The sequence below is a fragment of the Streptomyces sp. NPDC003027 genome, from assembly GCF_053591435.1.
On sequence record NZ_JBSFTU010000051.1, the window covers coordinates 1 to 22,822 of the forward strand.

A 22,822-nucleotide genomic window follows, 5' to 3' on the forward strand; every position below is an offset into this window, starting at 1 on the left:
CAGGCCGCCGGTGGCGAGGCCCCGCACGCCGAGGCCAAGGCCGATGACGATGTCGTCGACGCCGAGATCGTCGACGACGAGAAGCCGAAGGGTGGTGCGGAGTGAGCGGCCCGAGCTGAGTGGGCACGGAGCGGGCCGGCCGGGATCCGAGGCTGCCGGGAGGGCCGACAGGGGCGGGCGCGGGGATAATGGTCCCCAGGAATCCGGCCGCGACGCTGGAGGTGCCTCGTGACGAGCACGAGCGGTCCGGCCGATGCAGCCGACCCCCCGGACGGCCGGCACGGCCGGCGCGCCGATCTGGCAGCCGACGCGCTGGACGAGGCGCTCGTGGAGACGGTGCGCCGGACCGGGGCGTCCATCGGCGCCGTCTACCTCCTCGCGCCGGACGAGCGGGTGCTGCTGGTGGAGGCCGTGGTCGGGGTTCCGGCGGATTTCGCCGCCCCCTGGGCGCAGGTTCCACTGAACGCCCCCGCTCCCGTCGCCGAAGCGATCCGCGAGGACCGTCTGGTCTGGGTGGGCAGCCAGGAGGAGATGGCCCGCTCCTACCCGCGTACGGCGGTGGCGCTTCCGTACCCGCTGGCGCTCGCGGCCGCACCGATCACGGGCGCGCGCCGCTGGGGGTCGCTGCTGCTGATGTGGCCGGCGACGCGACCGGCGCGCATGAGTGCCCGGGAGCGCGGTCACATCACCTCCCACTGCCGGCGTCTGGCGCGGCTGCTGGAGGAGACCGCCGCGTCCGGCAGGCCGCTGAGCCGGGGCGAGGGGCCCCGCGTCGTCCCGCTGGAAGCGGGCCACCGGCCGACGGGCCCGGCGCAGGCGGCCTCCGACTTCGCCGAACGCCTGCCCGGCGGCTCATGCGCCCTGGATCTGGAGGGGCGGATCACGTACGTCAGCTCCGGAGGGTGCGAGCTGCTGGGCCGGGATGCCGACGGGCTGCTGGGAACGCTGCCGTGGCAGTCCTTGCCCTGGCTCGACGATCCGTCCTACGAGGACCGCTACCGCGCCGCGGTGATCAGTCGCGAGCCGGTCTCCTTCACCGCCTGCCGTCCACCCGACCGGTGGCTGGACTTCCATCTGTATCCGGACGCCAGCGGCATCAGCGTCCGTATCGTTCCCACGGGGGCACAGCCGCCGCCCGCACCGGCGCCCCGGCATACCCCTGCGGCGGGCCCGGCGCGCGCGGGGCGGCTGTATCAGCTCATGCACCTGGCGGCCGCCCTCACCGAGGCCGTCGGCGTGGGGGACGTCATCGACCTCATCGCCGACCAGGTGATGCCCGCCTTCGGCGCACAGGGCCTGGTCGTGTCCGTCGCCGACTCCGGACGGCTCCGGATCATGGGTCACCGCGGCTATCCCGCCGAGGTGGTCGAGCGCCTCGACGGCCTGCCCCTCACCACGACGTTCACCCCCGCGGGGCGCACGCTCGCCACCGGCATCCCCTCGTTCTTCGCCAACCCCGAGGAGATGCGGCGGATCTACCCCGAGGCGCCGTTGGTCAGCGGCAAGCAGGCGTGGGCGTTCCTGCCTCTGATCATCTCGGGCCGGCCGGTGGGCTGCTGTGTCCTCTCCTACGACCGGCCACGGGTGTTCTCGGCCGAGGAGCGCGCCGTGATGTCCTCGCTCGCGGGGCTCGTCGCCCAGGCGCTGGACCGCGCCCGTCTCTACGACACCAAGCACCAGCTCGCCCATGGTCTCCAGCAGGCGCTGCTGCCGCACACCCTTCCCCCGGTTCCCGGCCTCGACGTCGCCGCGCGCTATCTGCCCGCGACGCGGGGCATGGACATCGGCGGGGACTTCTACGACGTCATCCGGCTCGGCGACACGGCCGCCGCGGCCGTCATCGGGGACGTCCAGGGCCACAACGTCGCCGCCGCGGCCCTGATGGGCCAGGTCCGTACCGGCGTCCACGCGCATGCCACGCTCGGTACGCCTCCCGACATGGTCCTCTCCGGTACGAACCGGCTGCTGATGGACCTCGACCCGGGGCTGTTCACGAGCTGCCTCTACGCCCATCTGGACTTCGAGCGCGGCACCCTGTGCGTGGCCAGTGCCGGCCATCCGCCGCCCCTCCTGCGCCCCCCGGGCGGCCGGACGGCTCCGATGGAGGTCTCGCCCGGCCCCCTTCTGGGCATCGACCCGGACGCCGTCTATCCCGTCACCGACATCGCGCTGACCCCCGGGCTGCTGCTGGCGTTCTACACCGACGGTCTCGTCGAGACCCCGGGAACCGACATCGACGAGTCGGTGGCACGCCTCGCCACGCAGCTGGACCGGGCCGACGACCGCGATCTCGGCCTCTTCATCGACGCGCTGCTGCGGCGGGTGCGGCCGGCCCAGGACCGTACGGACGACATCGCGTTCCTGCTGCTGCGGACGCGCGCTGCGGGGTCATGAGGGTGCGGGGTCATGAGGGTGTGGGGTCATGAGGCGTCCGGCGACTCGTCGAGGGTGAACAGTGCGCCTTCGGGGTCCCGCAGGGTGGCCCGCCGGCCCCCGCCCCACTCGGCGTCCGTCGCGACGCTCCCGCCGTGCTCGACGGCCAGGGCCGTCGCCGCTTCGAGGTCGGGGACCTTGAAGTGGACCAGCCAGCGGGGCCGGAGGTGGGGTTGTGTGGCGCCCTCCTCGACGGGGCCGCTGTTGAGGCGTGCGACGGGCTCGCCCGCGCGTCGCAGCACGACCTGGTCCTCCTCGTACGACACGTCGCAGCAGCTCGCATCGCCGTCGCCCCAGCCCAGTACCTCGCCGTAGAAGAGCGCGGCGTCGAAGGCGTTGCGGGTGTGCAGTTCCAGCCACGCGGGCGCGGCTCCCTCGCCGACGCTCCACTCCGAGAGCACTCCGCCTTCCCAGATCCCGAAGGTCGCGCCCTCCCGGTCGGCCATGAGAGCGGCCCGGCCGCGGGGCGGATAGGAGACCGGCCCCACCCCGATCGTTCCGCCGCGCTCGGGTGTACGCGGGCGACCACCTCGTCGGCGTCGTCGACCGCGAAGTACGCCGTCCAGGCCACGGGGACGGCCAGTTCCCCGGCCACGGCCCCGATGCCGGCGATGGGCACGCCGTCGTGCTCGGCGACGGAGAAGGCCCGGCCGAAGCCGGCCTCCCGGAAGGTCCAGCCGAGCACGGCGCCGTAGAAGTGCTCCGCCGCACGCAGGTCCCGTGTCACCAGGCTCAGCCAGCACGGTGCGCCCGACACGTCCGCGGCCATCAGGACCATGGCCCGCCTCCCTCCGTCCCTCACATGCGTACTGGTGCCGTTGCCCAGGCGTGGGCCTCCCATGCCCGCGGAGGGTCGGCGCGCGTGGTCGTCGGGGCCCAGCAGGATCCCGGCCGCCCCGGTCGAGCGGACCTCCCGGGGCATGGCGGAGCCGGGCCGCGGTGTCGATGTCGATCTCTCCCGCCACGACTACGGCGGCGCGGGGGCCGCCGCGGTTGATCGCGGTCCTCAGCACGGGAGTGCCCATGCCCCCGGCCTCCGATCCGTACGTCGTGCGGAGAGAAGCGACGGGGCGCGGAAGGCCGGGGCGATCCCCGGACTTCCGCGCCCCGTCGGATGCCTCGCTCCGCGTGCGCCGCCCCGGCGGGCGCACGCCGGTCAGCCCTTGATCTCCTTCTGCGCGGAGCCTTCCCCGATGGGGATCCGGCGTGCCTTGGCGCGCTCGCTGATCGGGATCCTCAGGGTCAGGACGCCGGCGTCGTAGTCGGCGTCGATGCGCTCCACGTCGAGGGTGTCGGCCAGCATGACCTGCCGGGAGAAGACACCGAGGGGCCGCTCGGAGAGCTCCACCTCGACGTCGTCGGCGTTGCGCGAAGGCTGCCTCTCGGCCCTCACCGTGAGCATGTTCCGCTCCACGTCGACATCGATCGCGTCCGCGGAGACGCCGGGGATGTCCAGTGCGATGACGTACTCGTCGCCTTCGCGGTAGGCGTCCATCGGCATGGCGGTCGGCCTCGACCAGGTGCCGGGCGTTTCGAGGAACTGCCGGGTGAGGCGGTCCAGTTCGCGGAACGGGTCGGTGCGCATCAGCATCGCGATACACCTCCAGCCGGATCAGCGTGCCTGTTCGTGCGCTTCACCTGCCTCCTTTGTAGCACGTCATCCAAAGGATGACAAATGGTATGTCATCGGACGGATGACAGACCGCACTCGAAACCCCACCATGAGGAGATCGCGGGGATTTCCTACCGAGGGGTAGGCCGGGCCACTCCCCTTGTTATACGTTCCGTCTAACAGCTTGCTAGACGCCACGTCTAACAAGCAGGGATGGCGCGATCTCTCGAGTCAAGGAGCCGCAGCATGGCAAGCAGCACCGTCCGACCGGAGAACCAGGACCGGCTCCAGGAGCAGGACGTCGCCCGGCGACTGCTCGCATCGGCCGCGAAGCTGTCGTACGACCCGGCCGTGGAGGTCGACTGGGACACCCCGCTGGACAAGGACTTCCACGGCGCGAGCCCGGAGTGGAGCACCCTCTACGGCACGGCGTACTGGGAGGAGATGACCGACGCCCAGCGCAAGGAGCTGACGCGGCAGGAGGCCGCGTCCGTGGCCAGCACCGGCATCTGGTTCGAGATGATCCTGCAGCAGATGGTGCTGCGCGACATGTATACCAAGGACCCGACCGACCCGCGGTTCCAGTGGGCGCTCACCGAGATCGCCGACGAGTGCCGGCACTCCGTCATGTTCGCCCGCGGCGCGGCGAAGCTGGGCGCCCCCGCCTACCGGCCGCACCGGATGGTGGTCGAACTCGGCCGGGTCTTCAAGACGCTCGCCTTCGGCGAGGCGGCGTACGCCGCGATCCTGGTCGCCGAGGAGGTCCTCGACGTGATGCAGCGCGACTGGATGCGCGACGAGCGGGTCGCACCCTTCGTCCGCACCATCAACAACATCCATGTCGTGGAGGAGTCGCGGCACATGAAGTTCGCCCGCGACGAGACGCGCAAGCGGCTGCGGCACGCCGGTCCGCTGCGCCGGCGGCTCAACGCCTTCGTGATCGCCGTCGCCTCCTACTTCATCGTCACCAGCATGGTGAACCGGAACGTCTACGCCAACGCCGGGCTCGACGCCCGGCGCGCGATCGCCGAGGCCGAGGCGAACGAACACCACAAGTCCCTGATGCGTTCCAGCTGTTCGGGCCTCATGGAGTTCCTCGCCTCGGCCCGGCTCCTCACCAGGCCGGCGCTGGCCTTCTACAAGCGCGCCCACCTGATCTGACCCGAGCCGACCCGCCGAGAAGACCCGAGCTGACGAGATGACCTACGCCATCACCCAGACCTGTTGCAGCGATGCCACCTGTGTCGCCGTGTGCCCTGTCAACTGCATCCATCCGACCCCGCAGGAGCGGGAGTTCGGCAGTACGGACATGCTCTACGTCGACCCCAGGTCATGCATCGACTGCGGCGCGTGCGCCGACGCCTGCCCCGTCGACGCGATCTTCCCGGTGGACAGCCTCTCGGGTCCGGGGAAGGAGTACGCCGCCGTCAACGCGGCCTACTTCGCGGACAAGGAGCCCGAGACCGCCGGCGACGGGCCGAACTTCCACGCCTGGGGCGCGCCCGTCTTCGAGCGGAGCCTGCCGTCCGACTTCGCGCCGATCCGGGTCGCGGTCGTCGGCACGGGCCCGGCCGGGATGTACGCCGCCGAGGACCTGCTGCTGCACACCCCTGCCGAGGTCACGCTGGTCGACCGGCTGCCGGTGGCGGGCGGACTGGTCCGGTACGGCGTCGCCCCGGACCATCCGGCGACCAAGAAGGTGGGCGACGCCTTCGCCCGCTTCCACTCCCATCCCCGCGTACGGATGGTCCTGGGCGTCGAGGTCGGCGAGGACCTCACCACGGAGGAGCTCGCCGCACACCACGACGCGGTCGTCTACGCCGTCGGCGCCTCCACCGACCGCCGGCTCGGCATCCCCGGTGAGGACGTCCCCGGCAGCGTCTCCGCGACGACGTTCGTCTCCTGGTACAACGCCCACCCGGAGGTCGCCCCCGACGCGGTCGGCCTGTCCGCCGAGCGGGTCGTCGTGGTCGGCAACGGCAACGTCGCCCTCGACGTCGCCCGCATCCTCGTGTCGGACCCGGCGGCGCTGGCCGGGACCGACATCGCCGGCCACGCGCTCGCGGCCCTGCGGAAGTCCCAGGTGCGCGACGTGGTGATTCTGGGGCGACGCGGCCCCGAGCACGCGGCGTACACCGCGTCGGAGCTGCTCGCGCTCACCCACCTGCCGGGCGTGGATCTGGTCGTGGACGACGGTGATCCGCGCACCGGCGGGACGATCGACGGGGCGGCGGCCGGTGACAAGGCGGCGCTGCTGCGGGACGTCGCCCGCGCGACCGTGGACTGGTCGGCGGCGGCTCCCCCGGGACGGCGGATCGTGCTGCGCTTCCACTCCGCGCCAGTCGACGTGCTGGGCGAGGGGACGGTCGCCGGGGTGCGGGTGACGGACGGGGCGGGCCGGCTCGACCTCCCCGCGGGCATGCTCGTGCGCGCGGTCGGCTATCGGGGTGCGCCGGTGGCGGGGCTCCCCTTCGACGAGGCGACCGGCACCGTGCCGCACGAGCGCGGCCGGGTGGCGGGGCGGCCGGGGACGTATGTCGTCGGCTGGATCAAGCGCGGTTCCTCCGGCGGCATCGGAGCCAACCGCACGTGCGCCGCCGAGACGGTCGGTACGCTCCTGGCCGACGCCGTGGCCGGCGCCCTGCCCGCCCCCTCGGGCACACCGAGGGCGTTCCAGCGCCTCGCCCGCCGCCGCGGCCGCCAGGTCGTCGACGCCCGCGGCCTGGCCGCCATCGACCGCGCCGAGCTGGCCCTCGGCCGCGCGGACGGGCGGCCGAGGGTCAAGCTCGGCACGCTGCCGGAACTGGTCGCGGCCGCGCAGGGCACCCGCTGGAGCCGGCCGAGCCGACGCCCGTACGAGGCGTGATCCTCCGCACACCGGGGGCGGACCCCGCGTGGGCGCGTGTTAGCGTCCGGCCGTGATCTTCCAGGCCGTGACCGGACCCGCGCCGCACCCCGGAGCGAGCGGCGGCTGCCCGTACGGCCGGACCGCCGCTCCGGGGCCGGACGCGCGTCCCGACCTGCACGACCTGCACGACCGGCACGGAATCCTCGATCTCTTCGACGACGGGTTCGTGGGCGACCCCTACCCGTGGCTGGACGTCCTGCGCCGCGAGTCCCCGGTGCACCACGATCCCGCCACCGGTCTGTGGCTGGTCAGCCGCCACCGCGACATACGCACGGTGCTGCTCGATCAGACGGCGTTCCTCCCGGACAACGCGCAGCACGCGGTCACCCCCCTCGGCGTCCCGGCGCTGCGCGTACTGGCGCGGGCGGGGTTCCGGGTGCGGCCGGCGCTGGCCAACAACAGCACGCCCAGCCACGCCGGTCTGCGGCGCGTGGTCACACGGTTCTTCAACGCCCACCGGGTCGCGGCGGCGGTGCCCGTGATCGAGCGGATCGCCGACGAACTCCTCGACGGGGTACGGGACCGTATCGACGCCACGGGCGGCTGCGACCTGTTCACGTCGTTCGCCCAGGCGCTGCCCTGCCGGGTGATGATGGAGTTGCTGGGCGTCCACGGCGTCGACGCGGCCACCCTGATCCGCTGGAGCGACGCGTCGCTGGAGCTGTTCTGGGGGCGGCCCACGCCCGAGCGACAGCTCGAACTGGCCACGCTGGTCGGCGAGTTCCACCAGTGGCTCACGGCGACGGTGAGCGACGGCAACGCCGCCGCGGACAGTCTCGTGGGCGCCCTGACGCGTCACGTGCTGCCGGACGGGCGGCCGCTGGACGTCCGGACCGCCGTGGGCACCTGCTTCTTCGTCCTCGTCGCCGGCCAGTCGACCACCGGGCAGCTCCTCTCCACCGTCCTGCGCGGGGCGCTGGCCGAGCCCGGGCTCTGGCCCCGGCCCGCGCGGGACGAGCCGCTGGCCCGGGCCTGGGTGGAGGAGGTCCTGCGCCGGGAGCCGCCGGTCACGTCGTGGCGCCGGGTGACCTCGCGGCCGGTGGAGCTGGGCGGCGTACGGCTCCCGGCGGGCGCGCAGCTGTTGCTGATGCTCATGGGGAGCGGCTCGGACCCGGAGGTCTTCGACGGGCCGGAGGCGATGCGCACGGACCGGGCGGACGTGCGCCACCACCTCGCCTTCGGCGCCGGGCGCCACCGCTGTCCGGGGGCTTCCCTGGCGCGGACGGAAGCGGCCGTGGCCCTGCGCGCGGTGGCCCGTCGCCTGCCGACGGCCCGTCTCGCCCCGGGGGTGGAGAATCCGCCGATGCTCGGTCTGCTGTCCTTCCGGGCGCCGCTGCGCATCGACGTGGTGCTCGGCTCCGGCTGAGGCGATCCACCCGCGGGCCGAGAGACCGGACCCCGGCGCGGGGGCGGGGCTCAGGCTCGTCGTGACTTGTCGCGCCAGAGGGTGAAGAGGTGCTCCGGGTCTCCGCTGTACGACCAGGGGACCCGGGTGGCCCGGTTGTCGAGGAGGTCGAAGACGGCGCCGGCCTCCCGGTGCATGCCCGCGTGGACGAGCCCGTGGGCCACGTGGTTGAGGTCGGCGACGTCCTGTGCGTACGCGGTCGTGCGCCGGGCGATCCACTTCTCCAGGGTCTGGCGCAGGTCCCAGCGGGCCCGTTCGCCGGTCCAGTGGTAGGTGAGGCCGATCGTCGTGCGGCCCTCCGTCTCCGTCCGGTGCCGGTACTCCTCCGCCCGGGCCACCTGGGGGAGCGCCACGAGCGGGGAGCCCGCGGGGGCGTAGGCCGCCGCGTCCCAGGCGAAGTTGTAGGCGGCCGTGTGCGAGCCGTGCCAGCGGGCGGAGAGATGGCGCAGGGCCTGGTGGTGGCCTTCCCGGTGGTACGGGTCCCGCGCCTGGAGCTCCTTCCACCAGTGGGCCATGCCGGCGCCCCCGTCCTCGTACAGCCTGCCGAGCGTCACCAGGGAGACGAAGGGGTGCGGATCCTCGGGGGCGAGGTCCGAGGCCTGGAGGCAGAGCCGGGCGACCCGGTCCAGGCTGTCCCTCGCCGGCAGCGTGCCGGTGCGGGCGGCGGCGAACAGGCGCATCACCTCGGTCTCCGCGCGCAGGATCGCCGCGTCCGGGTTGCCGGGTTCGGTGGCGTGCCAGACGTCGACGGTGCGCCGGTTGGCCGCCGCGTCGGCGAGCAGGCGGATGCGGTGGGAGCGCCGGTCCCAGTCGTCGCGCGGCTGCCGGGACAGCAGGTCGCGGGCGCCCTCCCAACGGCCCATCACCATGTCCTGGCAGCCCTCGGAGAGGGCCCGGTCGCCGTGGGCCGGATCGTAGACCGGAGCTCCGGAACGGCGGCGCAGCCAGGCGGCCATGGCAGGACACTCCTCGGATCGAGCCTGGTTCGGACGGGAGGGAGGGCGGGCGGGGCCGCGTTCAGAAGTCGGTCAGGACGCCGTCCCTGCGTTCGGCGGCGGCGAGCGCCGCCTCGGTCCCCGTATCGGAGTCGTACGCGTCCATCGCGTCGGCCTGCTCCGGGTCCAGCGGCCTGGGCCTGAAGTACGAGCTGCCCTGGAACCAGGACAGCGCCATCGGCACCACGCCGAGGCCCAGCGCGCCAAGCCCGATGGCGAGGGAGGCGGCGCTCAGCTCCGGGAGCGACATCACGAAGATCCACATCATGAAGAGCGCTCCGCCGAGCGGCCACAGGCCGAGGAGGAGGAGGTTGCCGACGGAGGTGAACAGCACCCTGCGGTACGCGACGACGGCGGAGAGGCCGGCGAGGGCGTAGTAGAACGCGATGGGCAGACCGATGCCGCCGACGGCGTCGCGGACGAACTGCGTACCGGAGCCGGCCGTGGCCGAGACGACCACGAGGAGCAGCGCGACCGCCGCCACGGTGAGGGTCGCGACCCACGGCGTGCGCCAGTCCCGGTGGGTACGGGAGAACACGGCGGGCACCGTGCGGTCGCGGCCCATGGCGAAGAGCGTGCGGGTGGCCTGCAGGAGCGCCGTCTCCACCGTGGCGATCATGGACAGCAGCACGGCCAGGACGAGCAGGCGGCCGCCCCAGCCCGGCCAGACGGTTTCACCGAGCTGGGTGAGGAAACCCTGGGGGTTCTCGCGCACGGCGTCCACGCCGAGCAGGACGGTGGCGGCGACGGTGAGGACCGTGAAGACCGCGAACGACACCAGGACGCCGACGAGTCCGCCCAGACCGAAGGCGCGGCGGCTGTTGCGGGTCTCCTCGCTGAGGTTGCTGGTCACGTCCCAGCCCCAGTAGCTGAACCCGGCGATCAGGGCGCCGCCGACGAAAGTGTGCGTGGCGTCGAAGTGGCTGAATCCGAACCACGAGAGCGAGAAGTCCGCCGCGTTGCCGTCCTTGGCGAGGGCGGCGACGGCAAAGCCCAGCAGCAGGGTGAGCTGGGCGCCCGTGAGCACCCTGCGGGTGTACGGGCCGATGCGGGCGCCCAGCGCCACGATGCCCGCCATGAGCAGGAACCAGCCCACGCCGACGACCGTGGCCAGGGCCGTGTCCCCGGCCCACTCCGGGTCGAGGAAGGCGAGGGTGGCGGCGCCGGCGGGCACGGTGGCGGAGACCAGGAAGACGGTGGTGGCGACGACGAGGGCCCAGCCGCCGAGGAATCCGAGGAAGGGGTGGAGCGCGCGGGCGGCCCAGGTGTAGGTGGCGCCGGCGTTGACGTCGAGCCGTCCGAGGTGGCGGAAGGCGAGGGCGATGCCGACCATCGGGAGGGCGCAGTGGAGGAGCACCGCGGGCGCGGCGACGCCCACGGCGAGCACGAGCGCGGGGATGGTCGCCGCGACGGTGTACGCGGGACCGCAGCCGGCGACCGCCATGACGATCGAGTCGAAGGTGCCCAGGGCGCCGGCCCGCAGACCGCCGCCGCCCTCGCTCCCGGTTCTGCTGCTCACGTGCCGTGCTCCTCCGATGACGTACAGGTGATCGATCCTGCCGCGCGGGCACGCGTGAACACAAGGGGGGAGCTGCGATTTCCTTTGACTAAGCGGTAGCTTGCAAGGCAAGAGGGCCGATTCGAGCGGCTGGAGCCACGGATTTCGTTGTCCGTATCGGGGACCGGGGGCGGTGCTCAGCTCCGGGCGGTCGGCAGGAGCATCGCCGCCCACACCGTCTTCCCTCGGGGCGCGGCGGGGGTCCAGGACCAGGTGTCGCTGAGCGCCTCGATCAGGTGCATGCCGCGTCCGCCCGTGCCCAGATCGTCGACCGGGCGCGGGCGCGGCGGCTCCGGGCTGGGGTCGGTGACGGCGGCGACGAGGTGGCGGGGGTGCAGGGAGAGCCCGAGCCACACGGGGTACTCGGCCTCCTCCACGGCGCGGTCCGGGCAGCCGAGCGCGTGGCGTACGGCGTTGGTGACCAACTCGGTGACGACGAGCTCCAGGTCCCCCGCCAGGGAGGGCAGCACCCAGCCTTCCAGCGTCAGCAGGACGAAGCGGCGCGCACGGGAGACGTTCTGCGGACGCCCGTCGAGCCCGCACGCGGCGAAGCCGAGCGGCAGCGCCTCACTGCCGTGGACAGGAGCGGGCGCGGGATCGGGCGCCAAGGCCGACGTGTGAGTGATCACCAGTCATGTCTCCCTGTATGCCCCGGAGTTCGATGCTGCGGCGTTCGGTGTGGAACGAGTATTGTCGAGCGCACACCGAAAGTGCAATTGCATCTGGGATTGCAGCCGTGCGATCTCATGGACACGCGTACGACCGCCGTACGGATCGGGAGGGCTCATGGCCGCGGAGTTGTTCAACGGGATGAGGGCGAGTGCCCTGGCCTCGGTCACCTGGATCAAGAGCCGGCACAGCAACGCCACCGGCAACTGCGTGGAGATGGCCGCCCTTCCGTGCGGCGGGGTCGCGCTGCGCAACTCGCGCGACCCCGAGGGCCCCGCCCTGGTCTATACGCGCGAGGAGTTCGCCGCGTTCGTCGCCGGCGCGAGGGACGGCGACTTCGACTTCGCGATCGGCTGAAAACCGCCGTCACGCCCGGGGACGCTGGTCCGCGATCGCCGTCCCCGTTACTCTCGTAGCCCTCATGAAGAGTGCGGGAGCGCGTGATGGCCGAAGCCGAACCGAGTTCGCCCCTGTTCGTCCGTTCCGTCGGGACGCTGGAGAACAACCCCACCGCGCTCAAGCTGATCCTCGGCGGCAAGCTGCGTGAACTGCGCGTGGCGGCCGGTCTGGAGCCGGCCGACGTCGACGCCCGGCTGGGGTTCTCCCGATCGAAGACGAGCCGTATCGAACTGGGCCGGCACGGCTGCAAGCCGGCCGACGCGACGGCCCTGCTGGCGCTGTACGGCGTGACGGACGGGGCCCGCTCGGAGGAGTTCCTCCGCCTGGTACGGCAGTCCCGGCAGGCCGAATGGTGGCGCTCCTTCAGCGATGTGCTCTCCGACTTCTTCACGCCGCTGGTCGCCCTGGAAGGAGCGGCGGCGCTGATCCGTTCGTACGAGCCCTTCTACATCCCCGGACTGCTCCAGACGCCGGGGTACACACGCGCGGTCGTCCGGTCGGGGCCCGGCCGTCTGCTGCCGCACGAGATCCAGCGCCGGATCGAACTGCGGCAGGAACGGCAGCGGCAGCTCGACCGGGAGGGCGGTCCCCGGCTGTGGGCCGTGATCGACGAGTCGGTGCTGCTGCGGACCGTGGGCGGTCCCGAGGTCATGCGGGGACAGCTGGAGCACCTGGTCGACCTGATGGGCCGGTCCCGGGTGACGCTCCAGGTCGCTCCGCTCGATGTGACGGCGGCGATCGGCGTCGGCACGGGCGTGACCTATCTGCGGTTCGCGCTCAGGGACCTGAAGGACGCCGTCTACATCGAGCATCTGACGGACAGTACGTTCAGCCAGAAGCCGGCCGACGTCGAGCAGTACCGGGACATGCTGGACCGGCTCAGCGCCTGCGCGCTGACTCCGGCCGAGTCCCTGGAACGGGTACGGGAGCGCCTCGACCGCCTGTGAGGGGCCGTGGCGGCACGTGCGTGGCGGACGGCTCCCGAGGCCGTCCGCCAGGCACGCTCACAGTCGGCCGACGCCGCCCCATTCGAGCCACTCGTCGCTGGGCTGCACCGGCGCCAGGTCGTTGTCGGGCCGCCAGGTGGAGACCTCCACGAGTCCTGGTTCGAGGATCTCAAGACCGTCGAAGTAGGCGGCGACCTCATGCTCCTCGCGGACCCGGCCCCAGTGGCCTCCGGTGGCCTCCGCCATGAACTCCGTCACGAACCGGCGGATCTCCGGCCGGTCGCTGACGAGCTGGCACACCACGAGGAAGCTGCCCGGCGCGAGCCGCTCCGCGACCCGGCGGACGAGTCCGGCGGGGTCGTCCTCGTCGGGGATGCAGTGGAGCACCGAGACGAAGAGAGCGGCAACCGGCTGGTCGAAGTCGATCAGCCGCCGCGTCTCCTCGTGGCCGAAGATGCCCTCCGTGTCCCGCATGTCGGCCTGGATGACGGCCGTGCGGTCGTTCTCCTCCAGCAGCGCCCGTCCATGGGCGAGGACGATCGGGTCGTTGTCGACGTACACGACCCGCGAGGCCGGGTCGACGGCCTGGGCCACCTGGTGCACGTTGTCCTGCGTGGGCAGGCCGGATCCGTGGTCGACGAACTGCCGGATGCCGTAGTCGGAGGCGAGCATCCGCACGACGCGGCGGAGGAAGTGCCGGTTGTTCACGGCGAGGACCTTGGTGCTGGGAACCTGCTTCAGCAGCTCCTCGCAGGCGTCGCGATCCGACTGGTAGTTGTCGTCGCCTCCCAGGAAGAAGTCGTACATACGCGCCACGCTCGGCACGTTGGTGTCGATGGCGTCCGGGCGCCACGACGTGTCTCGCATCCAGTCCTCACCCGTGTCTTCGCTAGAGGGAACCCTGGCCGCTCATGCTAGGGACCGGCCCCTCCCCCGGTACAGATCACGGAGGAGCGCCGGCGTCCCGAGGCGCGGGTTCCGGCCAGGGACGAAACCCCGCCATCCCGGGGCGAACGGCCGTCACGTCGAGGGCACGGCGAGGCGCCGAAGCCGTCCCGGGGCGGTGCCGGAGCGCCGTGACCGTCACTCCATCGGCGGGCAGCACGGGTTTCCGTTTCCCCGCTGCGGTTACTGGAGCTGCAAGGACCGTTGACCCCGAAGGACGGACACACCGTGACCCGACCGAGGATTCTCGTCGTGGGCGCCGGCTTCGCCGGAGTGGCCTGCGTACGACGGCTCGAGCGGCGGCTGCACAGCGGCGAGGCCCAGATCTCGCTGCTGTCGCCCTTCTCGTACCAGCTCTATCTGCCCCTGCTCCCCCAGGTGGCGTCGGGTGTGCTCACCCCCCAGTCCGTCGCGCTGTCGCTGCGTCGCAGCGCGCGGCACCGGACGCGGATCATTCCCGGCGGCGCGATCGGCGTGGACGCCAAGGCGAAGGTGTGCGTGGTCCGCAAGATCACCGGCGAGATCGTCGCCGAACCGTACGACCACCTCGTCCTGGCGCCCGGCAGTGTCACCCGGACGTTCGACATCCCGGGGCTCGCCGAGCACGCACGCGGGATGAAGACCCTGGCCGAGGCGGTCTTCATCCGTGACCATGTGATCGCCCAGCTGGATCTCGCCGACGCCGGCCAGGACGAGGCCGAACGGGCCGCGCGGCTGCAGTTCGTGGTCGTCGGTGGCGGGTACGCGGGCACCGAGACGGCCGCCTGCCTGCAGCGCCTCACGCATCACGCGATCAAGCGCTACCCGCGCCTGGACCCGAAGCTGATCAAGTGGCATCTGGTGGACATCGCCCCGAAGTTGATGCCCGAGCTGGGCGACAAGCTCGGCGGCGCGGCGCTCGACATCCTGCGGCGGCGCGGCATCGAGGTGTCGCTCGGGGTGTCGGTCGCCTCCGTGGACGCCGAGACGGTCACGCTCACCGACGGACGGGTACTGCCCTGCCGCACCCTGATCTGGACGGCCGGTGTCGCCGCCAGTCCGCTGATCGGCACCCTGGACGCGGAGACGCACAAGGGCCGCCTCGTGGTCGGCGCGGACATGACCGTGCCCCGGCTCGACGGCGTGTACGCCCTCGGTGACGCCGCCGCCGTGCCCGACCTGGCCAAGTCCGAGAAGGACGCCGTCTGTCCGCCCACCGCCCAGCACGCGCTGCGGCAGGGGCGGAAGATCGCCGACAACCTGGTCGCCGTCCTGCGGGGCCGGCAGACGTACCCGTACGTCCACAAGGATCTCGGCCTCGTGGTGGACCTGGGCGGCCGGGACGGCGTCTCCAAGCCACTCGGGGTGGAACTGCACGGCATGCCCGCCCAGGCGGTGGCCCGCGCCTACCACTGGTCGGCGCTGCGCACGAACGTCGCCAAGACCCGGGTGATGACGAACTGGCTCCTCAACGCGATCGCCGGCGACGACTTCGTCCGTACCGGCTTCCTGGCGTCCACGTCGGGGACCTTGCAGGACTTCGAGTACACCGACGCCTACCTCACCCCCGAGCAGGTGCGGGAACACACCGCGTCGCTGCGGGCCGCGCACGGCTGAGGCCAGCTCAGCCCAGCAGGTGCCCCACCACGGAGGTCATGGCGCGGTCCACGGCGCGACGTGCCGGGTCGGTGTGGTCGATCGTCTCGAAGCCGTGGTGCGCGCCCGGCACGTCGATCACCTCGATCCGGGCGTCGCACTGCGCGGCGGCCGTCAGGAACTCCTGGACGGTCGCGGCGATCTCCGGGCGCTCGCGCTCCACCCTGGTCACCACGATGGGCAGTGATCCCGCCGCGGGCACGGCGGACGCGGGGCGGAACCGTGACGCGGAGAGCCCCCACTGCGGCAGCGGCGCCAGCACGGGGTAGGTCGCCGCCACGCACCGCAGCCAGGAAGGAGGCGCGGCGAGCCAGTCGGCCGACAGCAGCCCGCCGGCGGAGAAGAACCACAGGGCGACGCGCTCACCGTCGACGCGCGGATCGGCCCGTACGCGCTCGACCGCCGCGGCGAGGTCGTCGGCGGCCCGTGGGTAGCCGCCGAGGTCGTGCAGTCCATGGTCGAGGGTCACGCCCACCACTCCCCTGCCGGCCGCGTAGGTTCCGTAGCCGACGAAGCCCGGCCAGTCCCGTGGGGTGGGCAGCACGCCGAGCGGCACCGGGCCGCCGTGGACGAACACCACCGCCGGGCGCGGCTCGTCGGCGTCCGGCGGATAGAGGTCGAGCTGCCCGACGCGTTCGCGCCCGCGCTCGGGCAGGTCGAGCAGGAAGGGCCGGAGATGGGTGGGGTCCTCGCTCACCGCCGCGGCCAGGCGGTGGCCTTCGCCGGCGGCGGCCCGGAGCAGGACGTCGGCCAGTTCCTCGGGGAGGGAGAGCATCGGCCAGTGCCCCGTGTGGAGTTCGAAGAAGCTCACGGTGGGGTCGGTGAGCCGCCGCAGGCGGGGGTCCCCCAGGCTCACCAGACCCTCGACCATGGCGATGCTCGAACCGTTGCCGGTGCACAGGATGCCGGTCGTCGGGACCGCGGCGGCCTTTCCCGTCAGGCGCAGCGGCCGGGTGAGCGTGCCCGTCGGCTGGGGCGCCGCGAGGCGGGCCAGCCGTGCCGCCGCGTCCGCCGTGACGCCGGCGAGACTGCCCAGCCGATGCCACTCGCCGGCCGGGGGCGGCGGCACGCGCCGGTCCTCCCCGGCGTTCTCGTCGGCGGAGTGCCGCGCGACCGGATGCTCGCCGCCGCCGTTCTCGTCGGCGTCTCGGGGTGGGCGCGTCAGGTGCTCGTGGACGGCCGGGTCGGGGACCAGGGCGAGGGGCGCGTCGCCGTCCTGGGGCAAGCCCGCGTCCAGGTGGACGATCCGGGCGATCCGCTCGGCGCGCCGGTCGGCGGCGCCGAGCACGGGGTGGATGCCGTAGCCGTGGCCGACGAGCACCAGCTCCTCCGCGTCGACCCGGTCGATCAGCCGCAGCACATCCCGGACATGGGTCTCCAGGTCCGTGTCGGGCTCCGCCGGAGGGCCGCCGTCGCCCATGCCGGTCAGCGTCACCGGATACGCCTGTGCCCCCGATTCCCGCAGCCGGGCGGCCACCTCCTGCCAGACCCAGCCGCCGGTCCAGATGTCCGACACCAGGACGAATGCCGTCATGCGCGTCTCCTTGTCTTCTCGTGCTTCTTCGCGCCGCCCGCGGCGGGGCCGCCGCGGGCGGCGCCTTGCGGCCGGCCCCTCCATCGGGGCCGTCCGGGCGCACCGGTACCGTAGGAACTCCCCCTGAGGGAGGTTCAAGCCGTGTCCGCCGAGGGACTGCTGAGCATCGGTGAGCTCGCCGAGAAGGCCGACGTCACCGTGAAGACCGTCCGCTTCTACTCGGACCGCGGTCTGCTGCCCGAAGCGGCCCGCAGCTCCGGCGGTCATCGGCGCTACGGCCCCGAGTCCCTCGACCGGCTCCGTACGATCCGCGCGCTGCGCTCGCTCGGCCTGCCGGTCCCGGACGTGGGCACGGTGCTGGACCGGGAGGACACACTGCGGGACGTCGTCGCGGAGCAGCTCCGGGAACTCGGCACGCGGATGGCGGCCCTGCGCTGGCGCGAGGCCGCGCTCCAGCTCATCCAGGAGTGTGCGCCGCAGGAGCGCGCCGACCGGCTGCGGCTCGTCGGCGCCGTGTCCGCTCCGCCCGACACGGCGGCGCTGGCCCGTTTCTGGAGGCGCTGGCTGCCGCCGAGGCTCCCGGCCCGAGTGGCCGCCGCGGTGATCGACCGGGCGGTTCCCCAGCCGCCCTCGGACCCGACACCGGCCCAGGTGCTCGCCTTCGCGCGGCTGCACGCCTTCGTCTCCGGCGACTGCGCCGGCGGTGACCGCTGCCAGCCGGCGGCGCACCAGCTCGACCGGGACAACCGTCCGGCCGTGCTCTACGACGGACTCGTCGAGGCGTACGCGCTGGCTGCCGCCCAGATGAGGGCGCGGCGGCCACCGGGCGAAGGCGAGGCGCTGGACTGCTTCGTCTCCGCCTACGCCCGCTCACGTGGCACCCGCGACAGCCCCGGCTTCCGCCGTCGGCTGGGGACCGTGCTCGCCTCGGATCCTCGTATCGACCGTTACTGGGAGCTCGTGGCCGAGCTGACCGCTCCGGCCTCCGGCCCGCCGGAGCCCACCCCGGGGGCCGCTCATGACTGGCTTCTCGCGAGCCTGGCCGGCGGTCGGTTCGCGCCTCCGGCGGCCTGACGGCGCGCATGTCGGAGGAGGGGGCCGGCGCCCGGTCGGGGCAACGCGTCACGAGACGGTTCGGACGGCGGCTCAGAAGACGGAGAGGCCGGTGATCGTGGTGAAGCGGTCCAGGGCCGCCACGCCCGCGACCGAGTTCCCGCGCTCGTCGAGTCCCGGGCTCCAGACGCAGAGGGTGCACCGGCCGGGGACGACGGCGATGATGCCGCCGCCCACCCCGCTCTTGCCGGGCAGTCCGACGCGGTAGGCGAAGTCGCCGGCCGCGTCGTACGTACCGCAGGTGAGCATGACGGCGTTGACCTGCTTGGCCTGGCTGCGGGTCAGCAGCCGCGAGCCGTCGGCGCGGATGCCGTGCCGGGCGAGGAATCCGGTGGCGAGGGCGAGGTCGGCGCAGGAGGCCGCGATCGAGCACTGGCGGAAGTACTCGCGCAGCAGGTCCGGCACCGGGTTGACGATGTTGCCGTAGGACGCCATGAAGTGGCCGAGGGCGGCGTTGCGGTCGCCGCGCTCGGTCTCCGAGGCCGCCACGTCGCGGTCGAAGTCGAGGTCCTGGTTGCCGCTCTCGGCGCGGAGGAAGTCGAGCAGGCAGCCCGACGCGTCTCCGGTGAGCCGGTGCAGCCGGTCGGTGACGACGAGGGCGCCGGCGTTGATGAAGGGGTTGCGGGGGATGCCGTTCTCGTACTCCAGCTGTACGAGCGAGTTGAAGGGGTTGCCCGACGGCTCGCGTCCCACGTGCTCCCAGAGGGCGTCTCCCTCGCGGGCGAGGGAGAGGGCGAGGGTGAAGACCTTGGTGACGGACTGGGTCGAGAACGGGTGCTGCCAGTCCCCCACGCCGTACACGGTCCCGTCGAGTTCGGCCACGGCCATCCCGAAGCGCCGGGGGTCGGCGGAGGCGAGTGCCGGGATGTAGTCGGCGGGCCGGCCGCGGACGGCGAGGTCCGCCATTTCCTCGGCGATGCGCTCGAGCACGGGCAGGAAGGACTGGAGCATGATCGCCATTGTGCCGTCCGGCCGCCCGGTCGGCCGGATCGGGGGCCGAGGCGGGGTGCTCGGCGCGCATGGGCGGGCCGCCGTCGCCGGCGTGCCGTGAGCGCCGAGAGCGCTCTCCCGGGTCAGTTCTCCGTGGTGGCCGCGGCGGCGGGGCTCTCGTCGAGCTCCCAGGCGTGGCGCTTGAACTCGCGGAGGAAGTCGGGGTGGTCCTCCCAGTGTCGTGCGACACCGCGCAGTACGTCCCAGTTGTGCTCCAGCGCCTGGTCGATGATGTCGCGCGTCACCCGGTCGGCGCCGGCCCGCTGCGCGGCGAGGCCCTTGACCGCAGCCGCGGCCTTCACCGTGTTGAGGAGCGCGCGCAGGGAGCGGGAGGTGTCGTCCATGCCGAAGCCGTGCTCGCTGCCCGTCTCGGCGTCGAACAGCGGGCGGAGGCGCGCCTCGATGAACGCGTTGACGCGCTCGAAGTGCTGGACGTCCATCGGTGGTCTTCCTCTCCTGCGGCGCGACGCCGGGCCGGGGCACGGCCGGGCGTCGCGTGCGGCTTCACCTGTCACATGGCTTGACTGGGCGATCGACGTGTCGGTCGACACGCCGATTATCCCGCTTGCCGAGGGTGTCCCGGCGGTCGGGTCGGCGGGGGCGTCTCACAGCCGCAGCGCGGCGGCTCGTACGTCGTGCCACAGGGCGTGGGTCGCCGAGGGGCCCTCCTCGCGGTCGCCGGGGACGGCCCAGACGTGGACCGGAGTTCCGGACGGGCCGTCGAGCGGCGCCCAGCCGGGGTCGCCGGCGGTGGCGAAGCCGGACCAGGCGCGGACCATGCGCCGCGAGAGGTCGCGGTCGTCCGCGTCGACGGGGCCGCCGGTGAGGAAGTCGACGCCGGCGGCGTCCAGGGTGCCGAGGGCGAAGGGGACGTCCGCGGCGTGCCAGGCCCGTACCCGTGTGCCGTCGGGGCGGGTACGGCGGCGGTCGAACCGGGAGAGGTGGGTCCGGCCGCCGGCCCGGGCGTGGGCCTGCGCGAGGCGGACGCTGTGGGTGGCGAAGAGCGCGTCACCGGCGAGCGCGAGGTGGAGGTCGAGCACGGGCTCCTCGGGCAGGAGGGCGCGGTACCGCTCGACGAGGTCGCCGGGAAGGCCGTACTCCGCGGCGAAGCGTGCCAGGCCGTCTTCGGTCGTGACCGGGGGCATGCTGCCGACCTGCCGCATCAGCCAGTATTCCTCGGTGGTGTGGCACACCAGGAGGTCGACGTCACGGCCGGCGCCGGCGGAGAAGGCGTCGACCGGGTCCGCGGTGAGCAGCGTCCCGTCGAGGACCGGGCCGTAGATGACCGTGTCGTAGTGGAGGGGTCCTGACTCCGGGTCGGCCGCGTACTGGGCGACCACGCGGTCCGAGGCCTCGACGAGGGCCTGCGGCGTCGCGGAGAGAAGCCCCTCGGAGGTCGGTTCCACACCGGCGGCCCGCGCCACCTTGCGGGCGAGCCCGGCGGCGAGCTCCGGCGGGAAGTAGGCGTCGGGGACGCTGTGCGCGACGGCGCGGCGGAAGAGTCCGCCGGCTCGCGCGCCGCTCATCAGACAGGCGATCGAGCCGGCGCCCGCGGACTGTCCGGCCACCGTGACGCGGTCCGGGTCGCCGCCGAATGCGGTGATGTTGTCCCGTACCCATTCCAGTGCGGCGATCTGGTCGAGCAGGCCGCGGTTGTCGGGGAAGCCGGGGACGTGTCCGAATCCCTCGAAGCCCAGACGGTAGTTGCAGGTGACCACGGTGAGTCCGGTCCGGGCGAGCGCGGACCCGTCGTAGTCGGGCTGGGCCGAGGAGCCGAAGGTGTAGGCGCCGCCGTGGATCCAGAACAGCACGGGGAGCGGGCCGGACGTCTCGGCCGGCGACCAGATGTTGAGGGTGAGGATGTCCTCGTCGCCGGGGCGCCAGACCGGGGCTCCGGGCAGTTCGGCGGACTGCGGGGAGACGGGACCGAAGCGGGTGCAGTCTCGTACCCCGTCCCAGGGCTCGGCGGGCAGGGGCTCGCGGAACCGGCCGGCTCCGAACGGCGGGGCGGCGTAGGGGATTCCGCGTGTGACGCGCAGCCCGTTTCTGGTCTCCCCCCGCACCGTGCCGAGCTTCGTCGCCACGATGTCGCGTGCCGCTGACGCACCCACAGATGTTTCCCCCTCCGCTCGCCGTCGGTCCGTCCGCGCGGCAGCACAGACTCCCACGGCACACAGAGCCCTGCAATCGGGTTATCGGGCTTTCACCTGCGGCGATACGGCCGGACTCGCGGCGCCGCACCGTCCTGCCTCGGCCGGCTGCCCACACCGGCCGAGGCACGTCCGGTCCGGCTCTGAGACGGCGTCGTGTCCGGTTCGGCTCTGAATCGGCGTCAGGTGCGGTCGGCGGTGAGACGCCGTCAGGTCCTGTCGGCGGTGAGTCCGTGTCAAGCGCGGTCGGCGGCGGGGGCGGGCCGGCGCTTCTCGGCGCGCGCCTCGGCGACGGCGTACGTGAGTCCCGGCAGGGTCAGCAGCACCGTGCCCCACAGCGGCAGGCGGAAGAGCGGGGCGTCGCCCGTGAGCGCGTCGGTGAGCAGGAGGACCGGCATGCCGACGAGGAGTGCCAGGAGCCAGCTCCTGCCCGGGCCGAGGGAGCCGCGGCGCAGTTCCAGGACGACGGTGACCACGGCGATGGCGAGCCAGAAGGCCAGGCGGCCCGCGGTGATGTCCACGGCCGGCGCCCAGCGGAGGAGGTGCGTGACCAGCAGGAGCGTGCCCGCGACGAAGAGGACCATCGCGCCCATCCGGAGGACTCTGTGGTGCAGCGGCCTGCGCGCCCGGGCCCAGGAGGCGGCGAACGCCTTGACGTCCTCGCCGACGACGTCGCGTGGTGCGCGTCCGGCGGCCTCCGCGTCCTGGAGGTGGGCGGAGAGCTCGGCGAGCATGTCGCGGACGGCGGCGTCGTCGAGGCCGCGGTACTCCCAGTTGCTGCGGCAGACCGCGAGTATCTGCTCAGTTGTCATGCTGTTCCCCCGTGGGTTCGTCGGTGTCGGTGAGGACACGGCCGGCCTGCGCGGCGAAGGTGCGCCAGACGGTCCGCCCCCGGTCCAGTTCGGCGCGGCCCGCCCCGGTCAGCCGGTAGTACTTCCGGGGTGCGCCTCCGCTGGACGACGGCGCGCGGAACGACTCGACGAGTCCGGCCCGCTCCATCCGGGACAGCAGGGGATAGATGCTGCCCTCGCTGACCAGCTCCAGCCCGCTGTCCGTGAGTGCCTCGACGAACTCGAAGCCGTATCGGGGGCGTTCGGCGATCAGGGCGAGCAGGCAGAGGTCGAGCACTCCGCGCAGAAGCTGGCTGCGCCGCTGGTCACCGGCGCCCGGCAGCTCCTTTGTCATGCGGTGCATGATAGACAGCACTACCTTGCGCCGCAAGGCAGTGGCCACGCGGGGAGATAAAGCACCAAAAGGGACAGGAAGGGGCGTTATTCGTTTTCTTTTCGATTCTCCTCAGGGAGGTGAATTTCCAGTTAAGGGCGATATCGGTCACTGGGTGACGTGAATCACGGCCGGTCGACGGAACCGCCTTCTCCCCCGCCCCTCGGCATACCCGCAAAGGGAGTTCGGCGCGTTCGGACCCCGCACCGAGGGCGGCGTCACACACGTCGTCCGCATTCCGGAATTCCCGGGGGCCGGGAGACTTGTTTTCGGCGACATTCCTCGCCTACGGTCACCTGCATTCG

Annotated in this window: 19 protein-coding genes and 1 pseudogene; 8 read left to right on the forward strand and 12 right to left on the reverse strand. The window is 72.8% G+C overall.

The features are described from left to right. Positions 1–297: 297 nt before the first annotated feature. Complete coding sequence (locus ACWDX6_RS26935) at positions 298–2,394, forward strand: SpoIIE family protein phosphatase (RefSeq protein ID WP_451487512.1); 2,097 nt, start codon at positions 298–300, stop codon at positions 2,392–2,394. Between the two features lie 26 nt (positions 2,395–2,420). Here the strand turns inward: ACWDX6_RS26935 and ACWDX6_RS26940 are convergent. Beyond that, positions 2,421–3,211, reverse strand: a pseudogene (locus ACWDX6_RS26940) (VOC family protein). A 378-nt stretch (positions 3,212–3,589) separates the two neighbouring features. Then, a complete protein-coding gene (locus ACWDX6_RS26945) occupies positions 3,590–4,024 on the reverse strand; it encodes an Hsp20/alpha crystallin family protein (RefSeq protein WP_451487474.1) in 435 nt (144 codons plus the stop codon). Positions 4,025–4,291: 267 nt separating this feature from the next. Here ACWDX6_RS26945 and ACWDX6_RS26950 point away from each other — a divergent pair, with 267 nt between their 5' ends. Genes ACWDX6_RS26950 through ACWDX6_RS26960 form a run of 3 tightly spaced genes read left to right on the forward strand, consistent with a single transcriptional unit; the run spans position 4,292 to position 8,319 of the window. Then, complete coding sequence (locus ACWDX6_RS26950; RefSeq protein WP_451487475.1) at positions 4,292–5,206, forward strand: AurF N-oxygenase family protein; 915 nt, start codon at positions 4,292–4,294, stop codon at positions 5,204–5,206. A 37-nt stretch (positions 5,207–5,243) separates the two neighbouring features. Next, a complete protein-coding gene (locus ACWDX6_RS26955; RefSeq protein WP_451487476.1) occupies positions 5,244–6,911 on the forward strand; it encodes an FAD-dependent oxidoreductase in 1,668 nt (555 codons plus the stop codon). Between the two features lie 52 nt (positions 6,912–6,963). Further along, the gene (locus tag ACWDX6_RS26960) at positions 6,964–8,319 is read left to right on the forward strand and encodes a cytochrome P450 (protein WP_451487477.1); all 1,356 of its coding nucleotides are present in this window, start codon (positions 6,964–6,966) and stop codon (positions 8,317–8,319) included. A 50-nt stretch (positions 8,320–8,369) separates the two neighbouring features. Here the strand turns inward: ACWDX6_RS26960 and ACWDX6_RS26965 are convergent, their stop codons facing one another. From ACWDX6_RS26965 to ACWDX6_RS26975, 3 genes are all read right to left on the reverse strand, one after another. Continuing rightward, the gene (locus ACWDX6_RS26965; RefSeq protein ID WP_451487478.1) at positions 8,370–9,314 is read right to left on the reverse strand and encodes a hypothetical protein; all 945 of its coding nucleotides are present in this window, start codon (positions 9,312–9,314) and stop codon (positions 8,370–8,372) included. Positions 9,315–9,375: 61 nt separating this feature from the next. Continuing rightward, complete coding sequence (locus ACWDX6_RS26970; protein WP_451487479.1) at positions 9,376–10,872, reverse strand: APC family permease; 1,497 nt, start codon at positions 10,870–10,872, stop codon at positions 9,376–9,378. Positions 10,873–11,048: 176 nt separating this feature from the next. After that, on the reverse strand, positions 11,049–11,540 hold the full coding sequence (locus tag ACWDX6_RS26975) for an ATP-binding protein (protein ID WP_451487480.1): 492 nt from the start codon (positions 11,538–11,540) through the stop codon (positions 11,049–11,051). A 157-nt stretch (positions 11,541–11,697) separates the two neighbouring features. Here ACWDX6_RS26975 and ACWDX6_RS26980 point away from each other — a divergent pair, with 157 nt between their 5' ends. Then, a complete protein-coding gene (locus ACWDX6_RS26980) occupies positions 11,698–11,937 on the forward strand; it encodes a DUF397 domain-containing protein (protein WP_403294150.1) in 240 nt (79 codons plus the stop codon). Positions 11,938–12,023: 86 nt separating this feature from the next. Continuing rightward, the gene (locus tag ACWDX6_RS26985) at positions 12,024–12,926 is read left to right on the forward strand and encodes a helix-turn-helix domain-containing protein (RefSeq protein ID WP_451487481.1); all 903 of its coding nucleotides are present in this window, start codon (positions 12,024–12,026) and stop codon (positions 12,924–12,926) included. Positions 12,927–12,983: 57 nt separating this feature from the next. On the opposite strand, the gene ACWDX6_RS26990 is transcribed toward ACWDX6_RS26985, so the two are convergent. Next, complete coding sequence (locus tag ACWDX6_RS26990) at positions 12,984–13,793, reverse strand: SAM-dependent methyltransferase (RefSeq protein ID WP_451487482.1); 810 nt, start codon at positions 13,791–13,793, stop codon at positions 12,984–12,986. Between the two features lie 306 nt (positions 13,794–14,099). On the opposite strand from ACWDX6_RS26990, the gene ACWDX6_RS26995 reads away from it, so the two are divergent. Then, positions 14,100–15,467, forward strand: a complete 1,368-nt coding sequence (locus ACWDX6_RS26995) for an NAD(P)/FAD-dependent oxidoreductase (protein WP_451487483.1) — start codon at positions 14,100–14,102, stop codon at positions 15,465–15,467. Between the two features lie 7 nt (positions 15,468–15,474). On the opposite strand, the gene ACWDX6_RS27000 is transcribed toward ACWDX6_RS26995, so the two are convergent. Further along, entirely contained in the window at positions 15,475–17,040 is a 1,566-nt protein-coding gene (locus tag ACWDX6_RS27000) for an alpha/beta hydrolase (protein ID WP_451487484.1), read from the reverse strand. A gap of 141 nt (positions 17,041–17,181) precedes the next feature. Here ACWDX6_RS27000 and ACWDX6_RS27005 point away from each other — a divergent pair, with 141 nt between their 5' ends. Continuing rightward, complete coding sequence (locus tag ACWDX6_RS27005) at positions 17,182–18,114, forward strand: MerR family transcriptional regulator (protein ID WP_451487485.1); 933 nt, start codon at positions 17,182–17,184, stop codon at positions 18,112–18,114. Positions 18,115–18,186: 72 nt separating this feature from the next. Here the strand turns inward: ACWDX6_RS27005 and ACWDX6_RS27010 are convergent, their stop codons facing one another. The 5 genes from ACWDX6_RS27010 to ACWDX6_RS27030 form a co-directional block, all read right to left on the reverse strand. Further along, positions 18,187–19,113, reverse strand: a complete 927-nt coding sequence (locus tag ACWDX6_RS27010; protein ID WP_451487486.1) for a glutaminase — start codon at positions 19,111–19,113, stop codon at positions 18,187–18,189. 113 nt (positions 19,114–19,226) lie between these two features. Next, complete coding sequence (locus tag ACWDX6_RS27015) at positions 19,227–19,583, reverse strand: hypothetical protein (protein WP_451487487.1); 357 nt, start codon at positions 19,581–19,583, stop codon at positions 19,227–19,229. Between the two features lie 165 nt (positions 19,584–19,748). After that, positions 19,749–21,254: a carboxylesterase/lipase family protein gene (locus ACWDX6_RS27020; protein WP_451487488.1), complete on the reverse strand. Its 1,506-nt coding sequence runs from the start codon at positions 21,252–21,254 to the stop codon at positions 19,749–19,751. 275 nt (positions 21,255–21,529) lie between these two features. Continuing rightward, on the reverse strand, positions 21,530–22,105 hold the full coding sequence (locus ACWDX6_RS27025; protein ID WP_451487489.1) for a hypothetical protein: 576 nt from the start codon (positions 22,103–22,105) through the stop codon (positions 21,530–21,532). Further along, positions 22,095–22,478 (reverse strand): PadR family transcriptional regulator, encoded by a 384-nt coding sequence (locus tag ACWDX6_RS27030; RefSeq protein WP_451487490.1) that lies wholly within the window; start codon positions 22,476–22,478, stop codon positions 22,095–22,097. Before ACWDX6_RS27030 ends, ACWDX6_RS27025 begins: the two co-directional genes overlap by 11 nt. Positions 22,479–22,822 lie beyond the last annotated feature (344 nt).

Coding starts and splice junctions, on each gene's coding strand:
- ACWDX6_RS26980 (WP_403294150.1), top strand. CDS start 11,698: ATGGCCGCGGAGTTGTTCAACGGGATGAGGGCGAGTGCCCTGGCCTCG.
- ACWDX6_RS26945 (WP_451487474.1), bottom strand. CDS start 4,024: ATGCTGATGCGCACCGACCCGTTCCGCGAACTGGACCGCCTCACCCGG.
- ACWDX6_RS27000 (WP_451487484.1), bottom strand. CDS start 17,040: ATGACGGCATTCGTCCTGGTGTCGGACATCTGGACCGGCGGCTGGGTC.
- ACWDX6_RS27015 (WP_451487487.1), bottom strand. CDS start 19,583: ATGGACGTCCAGCACTTCGAGCGCGTCAACGCGTTCATCGAGGCGCGC.
- ACWDX6_RS26965 (WP_451487478.1), bottom strand. CDS start 9,314: ATGGCCGCCTGGCTGCGCCGCCGTTCCGGAGCTCCGGTCTACGATCCG.
- ACWDX6_RS27030 (WP_451487490.1), bottom strand. CDS start 22,478: ATGACAAAGGAGCTGCCGGGCGCCGGTGACCAGCGGCGCAGCCAGCTT.
- ACWDX6_RS26950 (WP_451487475.1), top strand. CDS start 4,292: ATGGCAAGCAGCACCGTCCGACCGGAGAACCAGGACCGGCTCCAGGAG.
- ACWDX6_RS27025 (WP_451487489.1), bottom strand. CDS start 22,105: ATGACAACTGAGCAGATACTCGCGGTCTGCCGCAGCAACTGGGAGTAC.
- ACWDX6_RS26985 (WP_451487481.1), top strand. CDS start 12,024: ATGGCCGAAGCCGAACCGAGTTCGCCCCTGTTCGTCCGTTCCGTCGGG.
- ACWDX6_RS27010 (WP_451487486.1), bottom strand. CDS start 19,113: ATGGCGATCATGCTCCAGTCCTTCCTGCCCGTGCTCGAGCGCATCGCC.
- ACWDX6_RS26990 (WP_451487482.1), bottom strand. CDS start 13,793: ATGCGAGACACGTCGTGGCGCCCGGACGCCATCGACACCAACGTGCCG.
- ACWDX6_RS26955 (WP_451487476.1), top strand. CDS start 5,244: ATGACCTACGCCATCACCCAGACCTGTTGCAGCGATGCCACCTGTGTC.